This window comes from Bifidobacterium sp. ESL0745, from assembly GCF_029433335.1.
In the GTDB taxonomy this organism is placed as follows: Bacteria; Actinomycetota; Actinomycetes; order Actinomycetales; family Bifidobacteriaceae; genus Bifidobacterium.
In genome coordinates this window covers 65923-85123 of sequence record NZ_JAQTHX010000002.1, presented here as the reverse complement: position 1 = coordinate 85123, position 19201 = coordinate 65923, and the positions used below count along the sequence as shown (strand labels likewise).

Annotated in this window: 11 protein-coding genes; 9 read left to right on the top strand and 2 right to left on the bottom strand. The window is 54.5% G+C overall.

Going from position 1 to position 19201, the window contains the following annotated elements:
* Positions 1 to 121: 121 nt before the first annotated feature.
* The 8 genes from PT275_RS07315 (at position 122) to PT275_RS07280 (ending at position 12507) form a co-directional block, all read left to right on the top strand.
* Positions 122 to 3112 carry an HAD-IC family P-type ATPase gene (locus PT275_RS07315; protein WP_277153739.1) on the top strand — a complete coding sequence of 997 codons (2991 nt, stop codon included), beginning with the start codon at positions 122 to 124 and terminating at the stop codon, positions 3110 to 3112.
* 549 nt (positions 3113 to 3661) lie between these two features.
* The gene (locus tag PT275_RS07310; protein WP_277153738.1) at positions 3662 to 3985 is read left to right on the top strand and encodes a YciI family protein; all 324 of its coding nucleotides are present in this window, start codon (positions 3662 to 3664) and stop codon (positions 3983 to 3985) included.
* 514 nt (positions 3986 to 4499) lie between these two features.
* Entirely contained in the window at positions 4500 to 6176 is a 1677-nt protein-coding gene (locus PT275_RS07305) for a PTS transporter subunit IIC (protein WP_277153737.1), read from the top strand.
* Positions 6177 to 6314: 138 nt separating this feature from the next.
* Positions 6315 to 7316, top strand: a complete 1002-nt coding sequence (locus tag PT275_RS07300; protein WP_277153736.1) for a LacI family DNA-binding transcriptional regulator — start codon at positions 6315 to 6317, stop codon at positions 7314 to 7316.
* Between the two features lie 13 nt (positions 7317 to 7329).
* Positions 7330 to 8010: a ribulose-phosphate 3-epimerase gene (gene rpe, locus PT275_RS07295; RefSeq protein ID WP_277153735.1), complete on the top strand. Its 681-nt coding sequence runs from the start codon at positions 7330 to 7332 to the stop codon at positions 8008 to 8010.
* A 431-nt stretch (positions 8011 to 8441) separates the two neighbouring features.
* A complete protein-coding gene (locus tag PT275_RS07290; RefSeq protein ID WP_277153734.1) occupies positions 8442 to 9347 on the top strand; it encodes a ribokinase in 906 nt (301 codons plus the stop codon).
* 224 nt (positions 9348 to 9571) lie between these two features.
* Positions 9572 to 10873 carry an adenylosuccinate synthase gene (locus PT275_RS07285; RefSeq protein WP_277153733.1) on the top strand — a complete coding sequence of 434 codons (1302 nt, stop codon included), beginning with the start codon at positions 9572 to 9574 and terminating at the stop codon, positions 10871 to 10873.
* Between the two features lie 95 nt (positions 10874 to 10968).
* Positions 10969 to 12507, top strand: coding sequence for a ClC family H(+)/Cl(-) exchange transporter (locus PT275_RS07280; RefSeq protein WP_277153732.1), 1539 nt, complete (start codon positions 10969 to 10971; stop codon positions 12505 to 12507).
* A gap of 278 nt (positions 12508 to 12785) precedes the next feature.
* Here the strand turns inward: PT275_RS07280 and PT275_RS07275 are convergent, their stop codons facing one another.
* Positions 12786 to 15986: a BspA family leucine-rich repeat surface protein gene (locus PT275_RS07275; protein WP_277153731.1), complete on the bottom strand. Its 3201-nt coding sequence runs from the start codon at positions 15984 to 15986 to the stop codon at positions 12786 to 12788.
* Between the two features lie 355 nt (positions 15987 to 16341).
* Positions 16342 to 16704 carry an anion permease gene (locus PT275_RS07270; protein WP_277153879.1) on the bottom strand — a complete coding sequence of 121 codons (363 nt, stop codon included), beginning with the start codon at positions 16702 to 16704 and terminating at the stop codon, positions 16342 to 16344.
* Positions 16705 to 17289: 585 nt separating this feature from the next.
* Between PT275_RS07270 and PT275_RS07265 the strand changes: the two genes are divergently transcribed.
* The gene (locus tag PT275_RS07265) at positions 17290 to 18930 is read left to right on the top strand and encodes a hypothetical protein (RefSeq protein ID WP_277153730.1); all 1641 of its coding nucleotides are present in this window, start codon (positions 17290 to 17292) and stop codon (positions 18928 to 18930) included.
* Positions 18931 to 19201 lie beyond the last annotated feature (271 nt).

Below are 19201 nucleotides of genomic sequence, written 5' to 3'. Positions count from 1 at the left end.
TTTTCCATAATCTTTACGCCGTGTATCGGTGGCTTTGCGCCGCCGGTGGGTTAACAAGGCGTGACCAACTTGCTTGGTCGCGCAACTTGTGTGGCCGAGTAATACACGCGCAAGGAGAATCATGCGGGTTATTCGCAAAGTCGCTGACGTCTGCCGTCAAGTTCCAATGCTTCCCACCACCATCGTGGCTGCGTTTCTCGTGGCCTTGCTTTGGAATTACAGGCCGTGGCAGAACGGGGTTGCAACATCCAATGTCGGTAATTTCGTGACGGCTCCGCCCCTCGCGGGTGCATGGCATATCGGGCCGTTCGCGTTCAATCCTTCCGTCGGGCAATTCATTGTGGTGCTGCTCGTCGCGTATTCCGTCTTTGATTCGATTCGAGGCATGATCGCCTCGCTCAAAGCAGGCCATGTGGGCATTGACGTGCTGGCGATTCTGGCGCTGCTTTCCACACTGGGCGTGCAGGAATACTGGGCCAGTTGGGCCGTGGTTCTGATGATTTGGTCGGGGGAGGCCATCGAATCGTACGCGCAGACCAAGGCCGAAAGCAATCTGAGCGCGCTGGTCGCCGCCGCTCCACAGATGGCGCATGTTTCCGATTTGCCTGGGGTCGGCGCGGCTGGGAATGCTGACCGTCCCGTAGATAAAACCGGTCCGCAGAATGCCGGGAATGCCAGGAATGCCAGGAATACCAGGGATGGCGACAGGGCCGTTAATCGGCATGCTCAGTCGAGTGAAGTTCGCAAGGGATTTGTAGCTTCTGCCGGAACTTCAAAATCGAGCAAGAACGCCGAAAGGGTGCATCTTGACGCGCTGTTTGCCAATAGTGACAAGCGTTTGGCCGACGGTTTCCGAGCGACGTTGGCGACGGGCTTACCACGAGGCGACGTGCGGGATTTGCGGAATAATCTATGCGTAATCGATGCGGATGATTGCAACTGTGAACTTTCTTCCGTCGCCAAGGATAAAGTGGCAAACGTTCGGAAAGGTTCCCAAAGCAGACGCGCACAGCCTGCCGGTTCGATGGCTCGTCATACATTTATCGGTGGGTCGCTGGCAAGGGGTTCGCAGGCCGTAAAAGTGCTGGAATCGCAGGCTTCGCAGGATGCACATTTCCATACTGTTCCGGTCGATCAGGTTGCGTTAGGGGATGTGCTCGTTGTGCTGCCTGGGGAAACAATTCCGGTGGATGGCAAGCTGCTGAGCGGAACGGCGACGCTGGATTTGAGCGCTATCAACGGCGAGCCCTTGCCGCGCACCGTGTTTGCGGGCGCTCGCGTGATGTCCGGGGCGATCAACGGCTCAACGATGATCGTGATTCGCGCCACGTCGCTTGCCAGGGATTCGCAGTACCAGCAGACGATGCAGTTGGTCGATTCGGCGCGTTCCTCGCGCGCGCCCGTGGTCAAAACCGCTGATGTGCTCGCGGTACCGTTTACCATCATTTCCTTGGCCATCGGTATCATCGCGTGGATGGTTTCCGGTACTCCTGAACGGTTCGCGCAAGTGTTGGTGCTGGCCACGCCCTGCCCGTTGCTTATCGCCGCTCCGGTGGCGTATATGGCTGGAACCGGAAGGCTTGCGAAGGCCGGAATCCTGACGAAAACGCAGGAGGTTCTGGAGAATCTCGGCAAGGTCTCGCATATCTTCTTCGACAAGACGGGTACGCTTACGGTCACCAGGCCGCAGGTGGTGCGGGTTGACCTGCCGGAAGCCGCGCGTAAGCGGTTACCTAGGATTTTAGGATTGGAAACGAGTGCTGTTGGTTCCGCTGCCTCGACTGAATCGCAAGGCGGTAATTTTGCCGTTGCCGGCACCGTTAATAACGGGGACAGTTCGAGTATTTTGGATTATCGGCTTGGGAATGTCGCAGAAATGGGCAACGATGAAGCAGACCCAACTTCAGACAGCGATAGTCCGGCTCCGGAAACTTCAAACAGCGGCGAAGGTGGAATGTCATATGTAATGCAACTTGAAGATGTCATTGTTGAGCTTGCCGCGGTCGTCGAGACATATTCGGTGCATATCCTCGCACAAGGCATCGTAGCCGCCGGCGCGATGGCGTCGAAGAAGTTGCACAATGGCCGCGCTGCTTTTCCCGTGGTCAAGGGCGTGCACGAAGATGCCGGCAACGGCGTGCAAGGCGTGGTCGAATGCCACACCGTTCGTGTCGGTCGGTTGAGTTTTGTTACCAATGGCAGCGCGTCCCCCGATGTCGCAATGCAGAATCATGCCGATAATAATGTGGCCGCATCGCTTGAAGCGGTTGTTGACGGTAATTCCGCCGTGAACAACCATCCCGATAACGATTTTCGGAATGATAATGGGCGGTCCGAAGAGGCTTCGGACGATAGCAGTGATTCCAACAATCCTTCGGTATCTGCAAATGCAATGGTGAACGAGACCGAGGCGTTCCCGGCATCGCGATTCAAGCCGCGTTCGGCCGATGAAATGGCGGCGTATGTTTCTGTCGACGGAATTCTTGCGGCTCGTATCGTGCTGCGCGATGTGCCTCGTGGCAATGCCCGCGAGTCGTTGCAGCGCTTGCGCTCCATGGGCATCGGCAAGGTGACGATGCTGACCGGTGATTCCCGCAATTCCGCCGACGTGATCGCCGGCGAAGTCGGTATCGATGACGTTCGTGCTGATCTGCTTCCGCAAGATAAGGTGGCTGCGGTCAAGGCAGCTTCGAACGAGGCGTTGCAACACCCCTCGAAGATTGAGGCGTTTCTTGACGGGCTTTCCGGGCAGCCGAAGCCGCGCCCGATTTCGGTTATGGTCGGCGACGGCGTCAACGACGCCCCGGTTTTGGCCGCGGCCGACATCGGTATCGCCATGACGGACGGCACCTCCACTGCCGCTTCGCAGACCGCGCAAGTGGTTATCATGAACGACGACATCGCCGACGTGCCCAAGGCCGTCGCCATCGCCCGCCAGACCAAGCGCACCATGCTGCAGGCCGTAGTAACCGGTCTCGGTCTTGCGCTGGTTTGCATGGTCGCTGCCGCGTTCAATCTCATTCCGGTGGTTGTTGGCGCCTTCACGCAGGAGGCTATCGACGTCGTTTCGATTCTTTGGGCGTTGACCGCGCTGCGCGACCGTAAAGCCTGAAAAGTGCCGGAGATCGTCGACTAGAGTTCCAATTTGCCCCCATTGAAGAGATGTTGGTGCACCAAGTTGTCGTTTTTTTGATGAATTTGGTACGAATCTTCATATTTCGGGGTACTTGGCGCACCAAGAAGGCAGAAAAAGTGAGATTGTATCTCAATTCTTCATAAAAGGGCCTTCTTGGTGCGCCAAGAGGTTCAAAATGCGGAGATTAACGCGCTTGACTTTTTAATTTTCATAATTGCAAAGTCGGAAATGCTACCGTGGATGTGAAAAGTTATGTGGCTCATTTCTTGAAGTTCTTGTGTTATCACTGCCTGAAAAGCCTATCGTTTCTAGTGATTTCTCAATATGCTCACGGATTAATTCGCGGCGGTTCCGGTTTCCAGTGAGGCGGAATCCTCTCGTCTGTTTTCTGCTGCGTGGCTTCAATTTTGGGTTTTGGGTTGCAGATGCATTTGCACGAATAATCGCGATTCGTGCATAAATGGCACAGCAGTAAAAGAATTACTCTATTAAAGTCAAAATAATCATTTTATAAAGAAGGGTGCAATGGAAAAGAAGTTTTTGGTTGTGTTCCACCTCAAGGAAGCATCGCTGGGTAAGGATGCCATGAAGGCCACCATTCAGGAGCATGGCATGCGTCTTGCGCAGCAGCAGAAGTCCGGTGAGCTTATTTTCGCCGGCCCTTGCCTCGATCACACCATCGCGATTCTCGTTTACAAAGTGGATTCTGCGGACAAGGCCAGTGAAACCGCCAAGGGCGACCCGCTGTATAAGGCCGGAGTGGTGGATTTCGAAGTCCATCCGTTCGTCACCCTTGACGATATGCTCCAACCTGGCGCCCTCGACGCTTTTGTCGGCACTCTTGGCTGATTGAAGAATGATATCTGAATACTGATTGAATGAAGTCAGCGGGCCGGTGCGCAGTATGTCGCACTGGCCTGCTTGTCTATCATGAGGTAAAAGGGATGGCATTCCAAGTATGTTGCGCAATGACAATGATGTCTTGAGCTTTGCATGCTGGCCATTCCGCTAAACCGAAAACCATATGCATTGCTGTCGTGACCTGCTTGGAATAGCAGGCTGTGCGGTATCGGCAAAACTGGATTGGAATCTTTTTAATTCTATGATGATTAAGTAACCGATTTCGTAATTAATTCTTGTTAAGCTGTTAAGAAGTCGTGTCGACACGCGTTTTATCGCATTTGAAAATATTGAAAATCGTTGGAATAAAGCCAATTCATAAATAAAATATTATATTTCTCCATTTCGACTTGCATTTTTTCGAAAGTGACATATAGTGTTATTTACGTAACCGGTTACGTCAAGAAAAACCGGCGGAAAACCAACGAAAAGGTAACGAAGCTCTACGAGGAGGTAGGTACCAATGGATTTCTCCAAAGTCGTGGGCGCATTGGACCAAGGGTTCAATTGGTTCATCAGCCTAGGTGGCGCGGCGATGATGTTCATCATCATCACTTTGCTGTCGCTGGCATTTGGCGTCAAATTAAGCAGGGCATTTGAAGGTGGCCTGCGTATGGCAATGGCCCTTACGGGCATGAGTGCGGTGATTTCGCTGTTGACCACGGCATTCGGCCCGGCGTTGAAGGCATTTGTCTCCTTCACCGGTCTGCATCTGTCGATCAGCGATTTGGGCTGGGCGCCCATTGCGGTGATTACGTGGAGTTCGCTCTATACGCTGTATTTTGCGTTCATCTGCATCATCACCAACCTGGTGATGCTGGCGTTCAAAGCCACCAACACGCTGAATGTCGATCTGTTCAACATCTGGAACGTCTCGATTCTTGGCCTGCTCATCAACTGGAGTTCAGGCGGCAATTTCTTCCTGATGTCGATTTTCGTGGTCTTCATCTATGCGCTGATGCTCTTCAACGCGGATGCGATGAAGCCGACCATCAACGATCTGCTCGGTTATGACGAGACGAACATCACCACGACCGCACACCCAGAGCTGTTGGTCACGCCTATTGTGGTACTGCTTGACAGGCTGATCAGCAAGATCTTTCCCTTCATCGACAAGTTCGATTTCGATGCGGAAACGCTTAACAAGAAAATCGGTTTCCTTGGCAGCAAGGGTGCCATCGGTGCGTATCTCGGCGTGTTCGTCGGCCTGCTCGGCCGTCAGGACGCCCCACACATCTTCACGTTGGCGTTCACCGCAGGCGTGGCCCTGGAGCTCTTCGGTATTGTGGGCGACTGGTTCGCCCCGGCCATCGAGCCGCTTTCGGAAGGCATCACCTCATTCATGGAGCGCAGGATGCACGGCCGCAAACTTTACGTCGCCATCGATTGGCCGATTCTCGCCTCGCGTGCTGAAATCTGGGCTGTCGCGAACATCCTGGCGCCGATTCTGCTGATCATCGCCATGGTGCTTCCGGGCAACAACGTGCTTCCGTTGGGCGGCATCATTCTGACCGTCCTCGCCCCGGCGCTGCTTATCGGCACCCGCGGCAAGGTCGTGCGCATGACCATCATCGGCACCATCATGATCCCGCTTTTCCTGTGGGCCGCGACGCTGATCGCGCCGTTCCTCACGCAGACCTCTAAGGCCATGGGCGTCTTCCCGGCCGGACTCGGCAAGAACGAGATGTTCAGCGCCGTAGACTCCGACCCTATCGAGAAGATGCTTGCGTTGCTCTTCGGCAACGCGGCGAAGACGCTTGATTGGAAGTTGATTCTTTGCTCGGTGCTCGCGCTGGTCGCCTATGTCGCTCTGTTTGCATGGTATGTGCACACACTCCGCAAGGAAGCCAAGCTGCGCGGCGAGAACAGCACCCCAACGGTTGCAGTGACTCCTGCCATGGCGTCAAAGGCCGTTGAAGATGATGACACGGATGCCGCTGAAGCCGCAGAGTCCTCCGAGTCCGCAGCCGCTGTTCAAAAGGACGAAGCATCGCAGGAAAGCCAAGGAAGCTTGGCCGCCAATGTGCCAGGAACGTCGAAAATGTCAGCCTTGTTGAAACCGATGAATGAACGAATATCGGGTTCTTTACGAAACCGTTTACGTTCGTTCATTGTGCGGAAGCCTGCCGCCGTCGCATGACCTAAAACTTGGAATACGACCGGAACCTTGAAAAAACCTTGAATTTTGGTCGTATTCCCTCGTTGGATGCTTGCCAAATCATGACTCCGGTTTAGTGTAAAAGATACCTAACCCTATCCGATACCTGACTAGAAGGCAATGATGGCAACGATTAAAGACATCGCGCAAATGAGCGGAGTGTCCACCGCAACCGTATCGCGCATCATCAATCAGAAGGGGGGAGCAAGTGAGAAGACCATAAAAAAGGTCAATGCCGTAATCAATAGACTTGGCTACGAACCGGATTTTGTTGCAAAAACATTGTCGCAAAAGGCTTCGGATCTTATCGCCGTACTTGTTCCCAATTTGACTAATCCCTTTTTTGCGGAGCTGGTAAGCGATATTCAGCAGGCAGCAGATGCGCGGGGATACCGTGTGTATCTGTGCAACAGCGAAGACGATCGAGACAAAGTCGAATATTACCTGAAATTCATGTGCAATATTCGAGTTCGGGGAGCGATTATCAATTCGCTTTACGTCGATGAAGATGATCTTGAGGTTTTGAGCAGCAATGGAATTGCGCCGTTGACGATAGATAGGGCATGTTTTTCTCATCCCTATGCGGCGATGGCGGTCAACAATGTAAGCGGTTCCTATCAAGCCACAAAGTATTTGATTCAGGAAGGTCGCAGTTCAAAACTGGCTTTCATTTCCGGGCCTGAAGGAGAAAAAAGCTCGGAGGACCGTTATGAAGGCTATTTGAAGGCCATCAATGAGTGCGACGCTATGCATGCAGTCAAGCTGTATACCGACTTCTCCGTTTCCAGCGGTTACCAAGTGGTTGCGGATTTGCTGAAAGTCCGCAGAGACGTCGACGGGATTGTGTGTTCCGACGATGCCACCGCGTTGGGGGCGCTGAGAGCCATCGCCGATGCAGGCCTACGGGTTCCTGAAGATATACGAGTAATCGGTTACGACAACATCGAAATGAGCAAGTATTCGGTTCCGCGTCTGAGCACGGTCAACCAGCTTCCCGAAAACATCGGGGACATGGTTCTGGACATGTTCGAAAAAAGCGTCAAAGCCGGAAACAAACCTCAAAAAACCGTGATTGAGCCGCACCTTGTCATACGTGACACTTCTCAGACAAGGAGCGCATAAAGGAGTGTTATAAATGTGTGAGATAGGTCCCTCATTGATGTGCGCGGATCTGGGTAATTTGGAACGCGATGTCAAGCAACTTGATGCCGCAGGAGTTGATTTCTACCACATCGACATCATGGACGGCTCGTTCGTTCCGAACTTTACCCTCGGTCCTGATCTGGTCAAGAGTGTACGTGGCATGACAACGAAGCCGTTGGATATGCATCTGATGGTCGAGAAGCCCGAGCGCTATATTTCCATGTTCGCCGATGCCGGCGCCGATAGGGTCGCCGTACATGCGGAATCCACGAACAACCTGCAAGGCGCGCTTACCGCGATACGCCAGGCCGGTATGGAGGCCGGTGTGGCGATCAGCCCGGCGACACCGCTTGAAGCGCTGGATTACGTTTATGATGTCACCGATTACGTCATCATCATGACGGTTAATCCAGGGTTTGCAGGACAGAAGTTCATTGATCCCATGTATGACAAAATCAGCGATCTGGCTGGCCGAATCGCCAAGCAGGGGCTTGATATTCCCATTGAAGTGGATGGCAATATCGGTGCCGAGACGATTCCGGAATGTGTGCGTCGCGGAGCCACAAGGTTCATCGGCGGAACCAGCGCAATCTTCCGCAAAGGTTCCACGCTGGCCGACAATGTGAAGGCCACCCGTGCGCTGTTCGGTAAAGCCATGGCAGGTTCCTGCTGACAGGTCGTCTTTGAAAACTGGCTAATTCGCAGCGATTGATCGTCTTTGTCGGTTTGCTAAGCCGCAGAAACAGGAGATTCCAATCCTTGTGGCGAATGTTGATTGACCCTTCTTTCCGATATTGAGTAAGCGCGTACTCAAGATTGGATAAGTGTGAGTTCAGTCGATTTGTGCATGCGTTTACAAGAATGCATCCCCGTCGTCTTAATGGCCTCAGGCCCAGTTTCTGAACATTTAATAATCATCAGTTTTATAACTGAATAATCAAATAAAAACACAACAAATTTCATCACAGGTACCTGTTTTTCTAACAAAAAACATATACCTCGGCGAAAGCTATACCTTTTTTGGCGTTCAACGTTCGAATAAAGGCTGCGTAACCGGTTACTGCATAATCGTGCAGGTGATGAAGCGCAAGAAGGAATACAGCAATGAACATGAAATACGATGTAGTGGTTCTTGGCAGCATGCACCTTGATATCAAGGCTTTTACCAAAACGTATCCCAAGCACGGCGACACCGCGACCGCCAAGAGCATCACGATGATCCCCGGAGGCAAAGGCGCAAACCAGGCTGTTTCCGCGGCTAAGCTCGGTGGCAAAGTGGCGATGCTCGGCAGTGTGGGCGACGACGGTGCCGGCAAGCAGATCCTTGACGATCTGGCTTCATGGAATGTCGATACCAAATTCGTCAAGCAGACCAAAGAACTGGGGACCGGAACATTCATCGTTGAGATCGATGACAGCTCGGAGAACACCATGCTTGGCACGATGGGCGCAGACAATGCCACCACCGAGGAGGACATCAAAACCGCGATGAGCCAGATCGATGCCCCGGTTCTTGATTTGCAGCTGGAGACCTGCAAGGAGTCGGTGATGGCTGCGCTCAAGGAAGGCAGAAGAAAGGGGATGTATATCATTCTCGATCCCGCGCCGGCCGACAACTACTTCCCGGAAGCGATGCAATATGCGGATTGCGTGACGCCTAACCAGCAGGAAACCGAGAAAATCACCGGAATTAAGGTCAACAATCGCGTCGATGCCATCAAAGCCGCGAAGGCGATTGTCGAGCTTGGCCCGAAGACCGCCATCGTCAAGATGGGAGGCAACGGCAGCGTCGTTTATCATGACGGACAAATATATGAGATCGATGCAGTGAAGGTCAACGCGGTTGACAGTGTGTGTGCCGGAGACGTATTCGCCGGTGCCTTAGCCGTTCATTATTCGCAGCATCACGATTTCCTTGCGGCAGTCAACTTCGCCAATCGCGCGGCCGCCGTGAAGGTCAGCCGTGTCGGTAACCACGCTGCGTTCCCGACGCTCGCAGAAATGAAGTAACCGGTTAATCACGATCGGTGAACGTTTCCCCTTGCCATGTCGAATCCGCCGAATCCAGGCGAAGGCTTGGCGAGGGGGCGGAACCGTCTGATTTTATGCCTCGTTGATTCGCGACACAACAATACAGAAGTATCTGATGGGGAATATAGATACCGACAAAACGCTGGTATAGGCATGACGGTAGGCTGATAACGGCGGAATAACGCGTATCTCGGGAGGTTAGTATGCCTGGAATTGTTCTGATTGGTACCCAATGGGGAGACGAAGGCAAGGGTAAGGCCACGGACCTCATCGGCACGAAGGTCGATTATGTCGTGCGTTTCAACGGTGGCAACAACGCTGGCCACACGGTGGTGGTCGGTGATGAAACATACGCATTGCACCTGCTCCCGAGCGGTGTGGTCAACCCTCACGTCACGCCTGTCATCGGCAATGGCGTGGTGGTCGATCCTGAGGTGCTTTTCGAGGAAATTGACGGGCTTCAGAAGCGTGGCGTCGATTGCTCCCATCTGAAAGTCAGCGAATCCGCACAAATCATCGCTTCCTATCATCGCGTCATCGACAAGGTGACCGAGCGCTTCCTCGGCAAGCACAAGATCGGCACCACCGGTCGCGGCATCGGCCCTGCCTACGCCGACAAGATCAACCGCGTCGGCATCCGCGTGCATGATCTCTTCGACGCCGAGCGCCTGCGCGACAAGGTCGAGGCAAGCCTGCACCAGAAGAACCAGATGCTCGTCAAGCTCTACAACCGCCGTCCTATCGACGTCGACGAGACCACCGACGAGTTGCTGAAGCTCGGCGAACGCCTGAAGCCGTACGTTGCCAATACTTCATTACTTTTGAATAATGCGCTCGACGAAGGCAAGACCGTGCTTTTCGAAGGTGGTCAGGCCACTATGCTCGATGTTGACCATGGTACTTATCCGTTTGTGACATCCTCCAATCCGACCGCCGGCGGCGCCTGCACCGGTACGGGCGTTGGCCCCACCAAGATCGATCGCGTCATCGGCGTGGCCAAGGCCTATGTCACCCGCGTGGGCGAAGGTCCGTTCCCGACCGAGCTGCTGGATGATTCCGGCGAATGGCTGCGCGCACAGGGCCATGAGTACGGCGTGACCACCGGCCGTCCGCGTCGCTGTGGCTGGTTCGATGCCGTTGTGACCCGTTATGCCACGCAGGTCAACGGGTTAACCGATATCGTGCTCACCAAGCTTGACGTCCTGACCGGCTTGAACGAGATTCCGATTTGCGTCGCCTATGACGTCGACAACGGCGACGGCACGCACACCCGTTACGAGGATATGCCCATCGACCAGGCCGCGTTCGCCAAGGCCAAACCGGTTTACGAGACCATGCCCGGCTGGACTGAAGACATCTCGAAGGTGCACAGGTTTGAGGATTTGCCGGCCAACACTCAGGCCTATGTCAAGCGCCTCGAGGAGATCTCCAACTGCCGTATCTCCGCCATCGGCACCGGCCCGCAGCGTGACCACATCATTGAGGTACGCTCGCTCGTCGACTGATTCTATTTGAGCAAGCGATTATGATTCCGACCTGTCAATTATCAATTTATGATGATGTTGACGGGTCGAAATTATTTGAAGGGGCTGATCGGTAAATGGCAACGGTAGGCATATCGCGGCGCAGCCAGTGGATTGTGGCGGCTCGCGCAGTGGTCTGCGGCCTGATTGCCGGGGTGCTGGTCACCTGCTATCGCCAGGGCATCGAATGGGGCACGCAGTTCGCGCGCTGGATGTACTCGCAAATCCGCGTCAATCCGTGGCTTATCGCACCTTGGGCGCTCGCAGCAGTAGCGGTCGGTCTCTTCGTTGCTTGGTTGGTCAAGCTGGAACCGATGGCATCCGGCAGTGGCATTCCACAGGTCGAAGGCGTAGTGCGGCTGGGTCTCAAAATGCGGGCTGGAGTGGTTCTGCTCGTTAGGTTTGCGGGCGGTCTGCTCTGCGGAATGTTCGGACTCTCGCTGGGTCGCGAAGGTCCGTCAATTCAGATCGGTGCCGCTGCCAGTCAGGGCGTGGCGCAGGGGATGAGAAAATTCCGGCATAAAAGTAAAACCGTCGCGGATTCAAAAGATGCAGATGGTGCCGGCCGTGTGAAAACGGGCATCGATAAAGCCGAGATGGATGTGAACGACGAGTCAAGAGGGGTCTCGAATGCAAAAGCGGGCACGAATACAGGCAAGACCGCGAACGTTGATAGCCAGTTAGCTGGTGCTGGCTCTTCTCTTCATCGTGTTGACGGCCGCGAAGGTGCAGGTGGCAACAAAACCGCCGAAACGAACATTCTCATCACCGCGGGCGCTGCCGCTGGGCTTTCGTCCGCGTTCAACGCCCCGCTTTCCGGCATGATGTTTGCGCTCGAAGAGGTGCATCACAACTTTTCGCCGGCCATTCTGCTTTCTGCGGCCGCGGCTTCGATAAGTGCCGATTTCGTTTCGAAATATTGGTTCGGTCTGAAGCCGGTGCTTGATTTCGCAAGATTATCGCAGCTGAGTCTTCCTCAATATTGGTGGATGATCCCGCTGGGGCTTGTCGCCGGTTTGGTCGGCGTGGCAATGAACAAACTGTTGCTTGGTTTTCAGACGCTATATAACAAACTGCCGTGGCAAATCCGGCCGATGATTTCGCTGGCTATTGCGTTGCCGGTCGGCATCTTCCTTCCGCAGGTTCTGGGCGGCGGCGAAAGCCTGATCGGTTTCGCGGAACGTGCAACCGATGGTATCGTTTTCCTGCTGATTCTGTTGCTCGTCAAGATGCTGTTCACGTCGACCAGTTTCGGCAGCGGCGTACCTGGCGGCATTTTCATGCCGATTCTTGCGGTCGGCACATTAACCGGTTCCATTTTCGGGGTCGCGCTTCATGCTATCGAAATCAATGGAAATCCGCTCGTTTCGACTAAAATCATTCCGCTTTTCGCCGTCTGTGCGATGGCTGCGGCGCTGACCGCTTCCGTCAAGGCGCCGATGACTTCGATCTTGCTGACTGTAGAGATGAGCGGTACCTTAATGCACATGCTTCCCGTCGCCGCCTGCAGCTTCATCGCTTTATTGGTCTCCGATTTGACCGGCACAGAGCCGATTTACGACGCCCTCCTGAATCGCTATGTAAAAGGACATTCTGAACATGTTGCTAAGTCTTAGCGTTTGCTGATTTCTTGTGAATAGGCTAGTTTGCCAAAAGCAATGGTGGAATGTGGGGCTATGGGTTATAGATCAAAATATACAAAACAGAACCTCAGCGATTGTCGCTGAAGCTCTGCCGACCGGGGCCCCAATCCGCGGAAAACATATCAGCGCGGATTCGATACGCAAGTTGCTCTTCGCTTGTGACCCCCTATAACTCGATAGTCTGTCTGCCGATAACAAATGCCTTAAGAAGAATGTAATACACATTAATCTGAACCAGTTTTGAATTCGGTTTAGAGGCTTTGCCTGCGCAGGATACGCCGGCGGAACGCGACGAATGTGGCCAACAGAACGGCGACGGCGCCGATCAGCGCGGCGAGCGCCATGGCGATGCGCCGGAAAATGCCGCCGGTGAAGGGCAGGATGGTCGCGGGCGGGGCGACACCGAGGTACGCTTCGGGCGAGATGACGGTGCCTCCTGAGGGCTGCCGCCAGATGTCGTTGATATAAAGGTGCGAGCTGGTGTCGTAGTTCTTGGCGTTGTCGAACGCGGTGCTCTCGGGCAGGTCGAGGCTCCAGCTGTGGGCGGTGGTGCCGTCGAAAGCCGAAGCGTTGTCCATGGTTGCAGTGCCGCAGACGTAGTTGCTGGCTGACGTGCCCGATGGCTTGACGCAGGTCTTCACCGAATTGTCGCTGCCTTGGACGGAAGGGTTGGTGAGCATAAGCGGGCCGTCAATAGGGCCGCTTTGGTATTGGACGTAGATCCAGACGTAAGGTTTTCCACTGATATCGAGGTTGGCGGCGGTCCATTCGGTGTTGAGCCCGGAGAGCCAGAAGGGGAATGAAGACCAAACGCTATAGGCGGGTATTCCAAAGATTTGGGAGCAGCCGGCCGGAATGTTGTTATTGTCGTTGCTCCAGCCTGTTTTTTGCGGCGGTGCTGTGCTGCTGTTGTTGGCGGCACAGGCGCGTACGCGGACGGTTACGACGCTCTCATAATTGGCGCCTACGCCTGTGGCAAGGCCGGTGACCGTAAGTTTGTTATCCGAGGTGATAGAGGCACCGGTGATTTTCAAACCCCTGCTCGAATTGCCGGTGAGGGTGGGTGCGCCGCCGATGACGTTCCATGGCTGCGAGGTGCCGGTCGCGATGACGTGGTGGCTCGTCGGGTCGCGGTGCACTTCGGTGATGACGGGCGCCTTCGCCTCGTGCCATACGGCGTAAAGGGTGAGGGTTTTGCCGCTGTCATCATGACCCCTACTGCTGTCCCAGTAGGTTGGCGCGTGATTGCCGGGGTTATAGGCGGGGTCGGGTTGTGTGGCTGTCGCGCTGGTGGCCCATCCGGCGAACATATCGTGCGGGCCCTTGGTGGGGATGACGTTTGCTGGAATGGTGAATCCGGTGAGGTTGTTATTGCCTGGGTCTCCGTAACCGGACATATCGGCCGGAGCGCCTGTGCCGCCGTTGGCATTGAACGTGACCTTGAGGTAAGGCAGCATGCCGTTTTTCCGGGTCGAAGTGGACACGGTGTTGCCAGTGGAAGGGTCGGTCATGGTGGTGACCGCATTGATGACGTAGGGGGCGCCCATGTTGGGCTGGAGGTCGGCTATGGGGCGGCCCGTGTAACTCCATGTGCCGGGTCCGGTTTCGGTGGACCAAGGGCCTTGGCCAGTGGTGATAGTGGTTGTGCTGCCGATAAGCGCGTTGGCGGCGGGTCCACCGGCCGGCCCGGCGGTGTTCGATACCGTCACATCGATGGTCGGGCTGGTAGTGAGCGGGGCGTGGATGGCAGGCGAGTAAGGATCGATCACGGGCGCTGGCGCCCTGACCCACTGGGCGTATAGCGTGATGGTGCGGGTGGGATAGGAATCGCCTTTGGCTACGGTGATGGTGTCGTTCGGTTGGTAGGATTTGCAGCCGCCGGAGGTGCCGCCGCTCGCGCAGGTGTCCCAGCCTGAGAAGATGTTTTGCGACTTGTTGGCGGTGATCATGTTGGCCTGCGGCACGGTGATGGTCGCGGGCGCGGTGGTGGTGTCGTAGGAAACCGGGGTGAAGTTGGCGGTGCCGCCGTTGGCGTTGATCGCAAGCTGCACGCCACTCGGCATAAACGTTGAGTCCCAATATGATCCGGCAGGGCTGCCGGAAGCCGCCCGCGTCTGTAGGGTGCTCAAATTGCCGATGTGCCCGATGTGGGTTGCGCTGTCGTCGAGACTTGACATTTCCTCCCAATTGATGCCGCTGTTGACGTCGGCGAATGCGTTGCTGTCCAATTTCGTGCTTGCCCCGAGCTTCAGCTTGCGCAGCCCTTTGGGCAGCATGCTGCTCATCGACGAGCCGGCTTGGCTGGTGTCGAAGCTTGAGATATCAAGGGTCGTGAGGTTGGTGCACCCGGCGAACATCTGCCCCATATCGGTGACGAGCGGGGTGGAGAAATTGGTCTGGCCCCAAGAGGTCAGCGAGACGCAATCGTTGAACATGCTGTTCATGGTGGTCACGTTGGTTGTGACGAAACTTGAGAGATTGACCGAGGTGAGGTCTCTGCAGCTTTGGAACATGCCGCTCATGTCGGTGACGTTGCTGGTATTGAAGTTGGAAAGATTGAGGGAAGTGAGATCTGAGCAACCGGCAAACATGCTATTCAGGCTCTTCACGGAGTGGGTATCGAAGTTGGATAAATCAAGGGAAGCGGAAGTCAGCGCCGCGCAATTATTGAACATCTTGTACATGCTGGTCACCTTGCCCGTTGCGAAACTGCCAGAAAAGGCGATTGACGTGAGCGCAGTGTCGCCGTCGAACATGTCGCTCATGTCGACCACGTTGGCGGTGTTGAAGCCGGAGAGGTCCAGTTGTCTCAACCCTGTGCAGGCGTAGAACATGCTGGCCATGCCGGTGGCTTTGCTGGTGTCCCAGCTGGTGATCCCGTTGATGGTGGCCAGCGCGTCGTCGCTTTCGAAGAGCCCGGCCGTCGCGTTGGCCGCCAGGTGCAGTTGCCCGCCGGTGGTGTCGACGGTTGTGAGGTTGGGTATGTCGGCGAAGATGGGGTTCAGCGCGATATTGCTTTTGTACAGCGTGAGGTTGCCTTCGACCTTGATAGCGGTAATCTCGTCCTGTTCGTTAATCCAAGGGACGTATGTTGAACTGTTTGGAATATTGGGGCTGAGACCGCCGCTAAGGTGTAATACGCAATCGCTGGTGATTCGCCATTGGACGGTGCTGCGGTCCATTCCGCTGACCCCGGTGGATCCGGAGTATGGCGTCCCCCAGTCGACCCAGGTCGTCGGCGAGCAGCTGGCTTGAGGGCCTACCTGCGCGTGTCGTGATGGTGTTTCGTCTTGTGCGCCGACTTGGTTTGTGCCGTTTGACCCGCTTGCAGAATCTGCAGCAGTGGTTTGTGCGGTTTGCGATGAGGCGGATGAAGTGTTTGCGCTGGTTGGGTCAGAAGCAGTGCCATCCGGCAGGCTATCCGCACTTGCGAACACGTTGAACGACATCATGGATGCGCATATCGTGACGGCGATAATGCGAAGTGCGACGAGGCGTGAACGTTTTCCGGCTTTTGTCTTGTCTGGTGCCGAAGAATGGTCACTAAGGGCTACTGAATGAACGTTTTCTTGTTTTTGGGCATGCGGATGCCGAAAACCGTTCACTGACGACGGCTTGCCGAACGGCTCTCGGCATTTATGTGAAAAGATGTCGAAAACCGTTCTTTGAATTCGATTCAACGAAGGTTTTTTCATCGGAAATCACCCTTCCGATGCTTTCCTGGCGGCACGTTTAAAGCCCACAAAGCCCCCGACCCGCTTTTGCGGACGGAGGTTTGAAGTGGGGCCTGTAATGTGATTTGGCGTTTTACCATAAACCGATCAACTTCCACCAAAGAGTGCCGACCCCGGCGTAAATAACAAGGTTGACAAGACTGACGATGAAGCCGACCTTCCACCATTCCTTCTGGCTGACGTAACCGGTTGAGTAGTAGATCGACGCGGTGCCGGTTCCGTAATGCGTCATGCCCGGCGAGATGCAGGTCAGCAGGCCCAGCAGCATGGTCGCCACAATCGGCGGCACGCCAAGCGAGACCAGAATGACCGCGAACGGGATGAAGAACGTCTGCACGCGCGCGGGCGCGGGCGTGAACCACATAAAAATAAGGCCTATACAGCATAGGAGGAAGAGGGCTAGAGAAAGTTTCTTCTTGGTGAGTACCGAAGACATAAGGCGGCTCACGGTCCTTTCAATCATGGCTCTATTCATTCTCTTTTAAAAGGTTTTCCGGCAATGTTGTCTCGCATGCCATGAAGCGCACGAAACCCACAGTTATTTACACGGTACATGGTGAACTTTTGTACCGAGATGGGTGCTTTGCCATCTTTTGTCCAGACGGCCTTTGGCAATAAGTCAGTTATTCAAAGAATGTTGGATAAAATAAAACTTCTATTCCTGTTTGTTCGTATATTTTCTGAATAAACTAGCAAAAAATCCGGATTTTGTCTTCGCTGACAATGAAATAGGATCTACGGCGCGCATCGTGTGAACCTGTGGTTTCAAGCAAGTCGATAGTTCTATTTTTTGTTTTGCAAACCGTGAATTCCCATGAACATTGTGGGATAAAAATATTGGCGTGACTCACGCGACGCGTGCGAAAACTGATTATGCGGGGGAATTGAATAATTGGCCAACTTCGCTCCAACTCTTAAAGGAATCAGGAAATGTTTTAAGTGTCTGTTGAAAACAGTAGACTAAAACCGTTGTATTTGTCTTGTTTTCAGCTAAGTCGCTGGAAAGAAAGTGAGAAGAAATATGGCAAAGAAGAGGAGATATGCCGCTGTCGCAGCGTTTGCGGCCGCGTGCATGATGATGGCAGGCTTCAGTGCCGGTACCGCGAATGCGGCGCCGACGGCGGGCAATGCGGACCAGCCTGCAAAGCCAAACGTCGTTGATTTGAGCCAAAAGTCGGAAAATCCTTTGGCCAAGTCGGCCCCTGTCGTCGGGCCGCAGTCTGATAGCCCGTCGGCTCCGGCAGCTCCACAGGCGAACGTCGCGCCCGCGCCTCAAGTGGAGTACCCTACCGTAAATGATAAAGACGAAGTGCGCATTACCAATGTTAAAGTAACAGATATCGGTGCACACACTGCCAATATTTCGTTTGATTACCAATACATGCGCAACGGTCAACCATTGAATTGGAAATCCGTTAATACCAAAAACAGCAAAGAGAATCCTGATGAACGCTGGCCTACGGTTCCGATGGTCTCTCTCACCCATATTACGAGCATGACTGCTCGAAGTGATCAATTTGGTTGCGGCACTTGGAATCCCAACGAATGCACTCCTTTTGGTGGCTATGCCCCGGAAGTCGGCAACAACAATATCATGGACACGCAGCTGACCGCGAATACCTATCAGAAGCTCTATGGCGTGAAAACGCAGGACTGGATGAATCCGCTCTCAGGCCTTTATCGTATGGCGACTACCACCGGTAAATCATTTGAGCGTTTCCTTGATGAGGATATGAGCCGGAGCAGTGGTCACTTCGATGTTCCGCTGATCGGGCTTGACCCTAACACCACCTATTCCAATAGGAACGTGAACGCCAACGGCAAGGATCTTTCGCTCACGGAACCTGAGGAAATGATTGGCGAGCATGCCAAGGAACTTGTGGCTCAAGGCAAGAAGGACCAGCCTGTCAAAACCGACATCATGCAGCTGTTGGTCGGTGTCAATTTTGAGAACATGGGCTATGGTGGGCCGACTCCTCAATATGGCCAAGCCCTGATTCCAGCGTTTACCACGAAAGCCGAGCCGAAGGCTCCTGCGAATGGTGATTTGAACACCGGTAATATGAACGATATCGCGGTTGCAGGCAAACCGATTGCTGGCTCGCCGTATCGTGTTTATATCAGCCATCTCGCTGCTGGTTGCAAGGCTGATGTCGATGGTGAAGATACGCCAGCCTGCTTCTGGGCCGGGTACATCTATTCCGATCCCGTTGCGTTGCAAGGGCCTGATGGTGCTCCATACCTCCGGGTGCGGAAGGATGACAAGGGCCGGTATTATGTCGATGCCTTGTTGCCGAAGGGCTATACGGGCGACCACAAGATCGCGCTGGTCGATCAGGACGGCAACCTGCAAGGTTGGACGCCAATCACCTTCGGCCAGGACTATGGCCAGGAACCGGTTGTACTGCCGCCGCCTCCAGGTACTCCCGCCCCGCCTGCACCGCAGGCTCCGGCTCCGGTTGCCCCGACTTCGACAGCGCAACCTACCAATGGCAATTCCGCTCCGGCTCCGCAAGCTCAGAACAAGAACGGAAACAACGCTGCCCAGTCGGCTCCCAAGAGCCTGGCGACTACGGGGGCTTCCGTTGTCGGCGTTGTCGGTGTTGCGTTGGCGGCGCTGCTCATTGGCGCTGGCGTCGAGCTGGCTCGTCGCAAGGCGTGAATAACGCCGCTATGGGTTTGAGGTGCGGCTTTGAACGTCAGGTTTGAGTCCTCCGTTTGATCGTTGCGCTGCAAGGCCAAAACGCTCGATGAACGAGTCGAAGAATCGATGATTCCTGGTGACTGATTGTCAAATAATCAGTCACCAGGAATTTTTGTATTCATTGGATGCACTGGTATTTGCGGCATTGGTTCATTGCGGTTCAGAAGATGCTTCGTCGCGTTGTGTGTGGCAAGAGTGTGGGCCAGAATGTGTGTCTGGAATCAGCGTC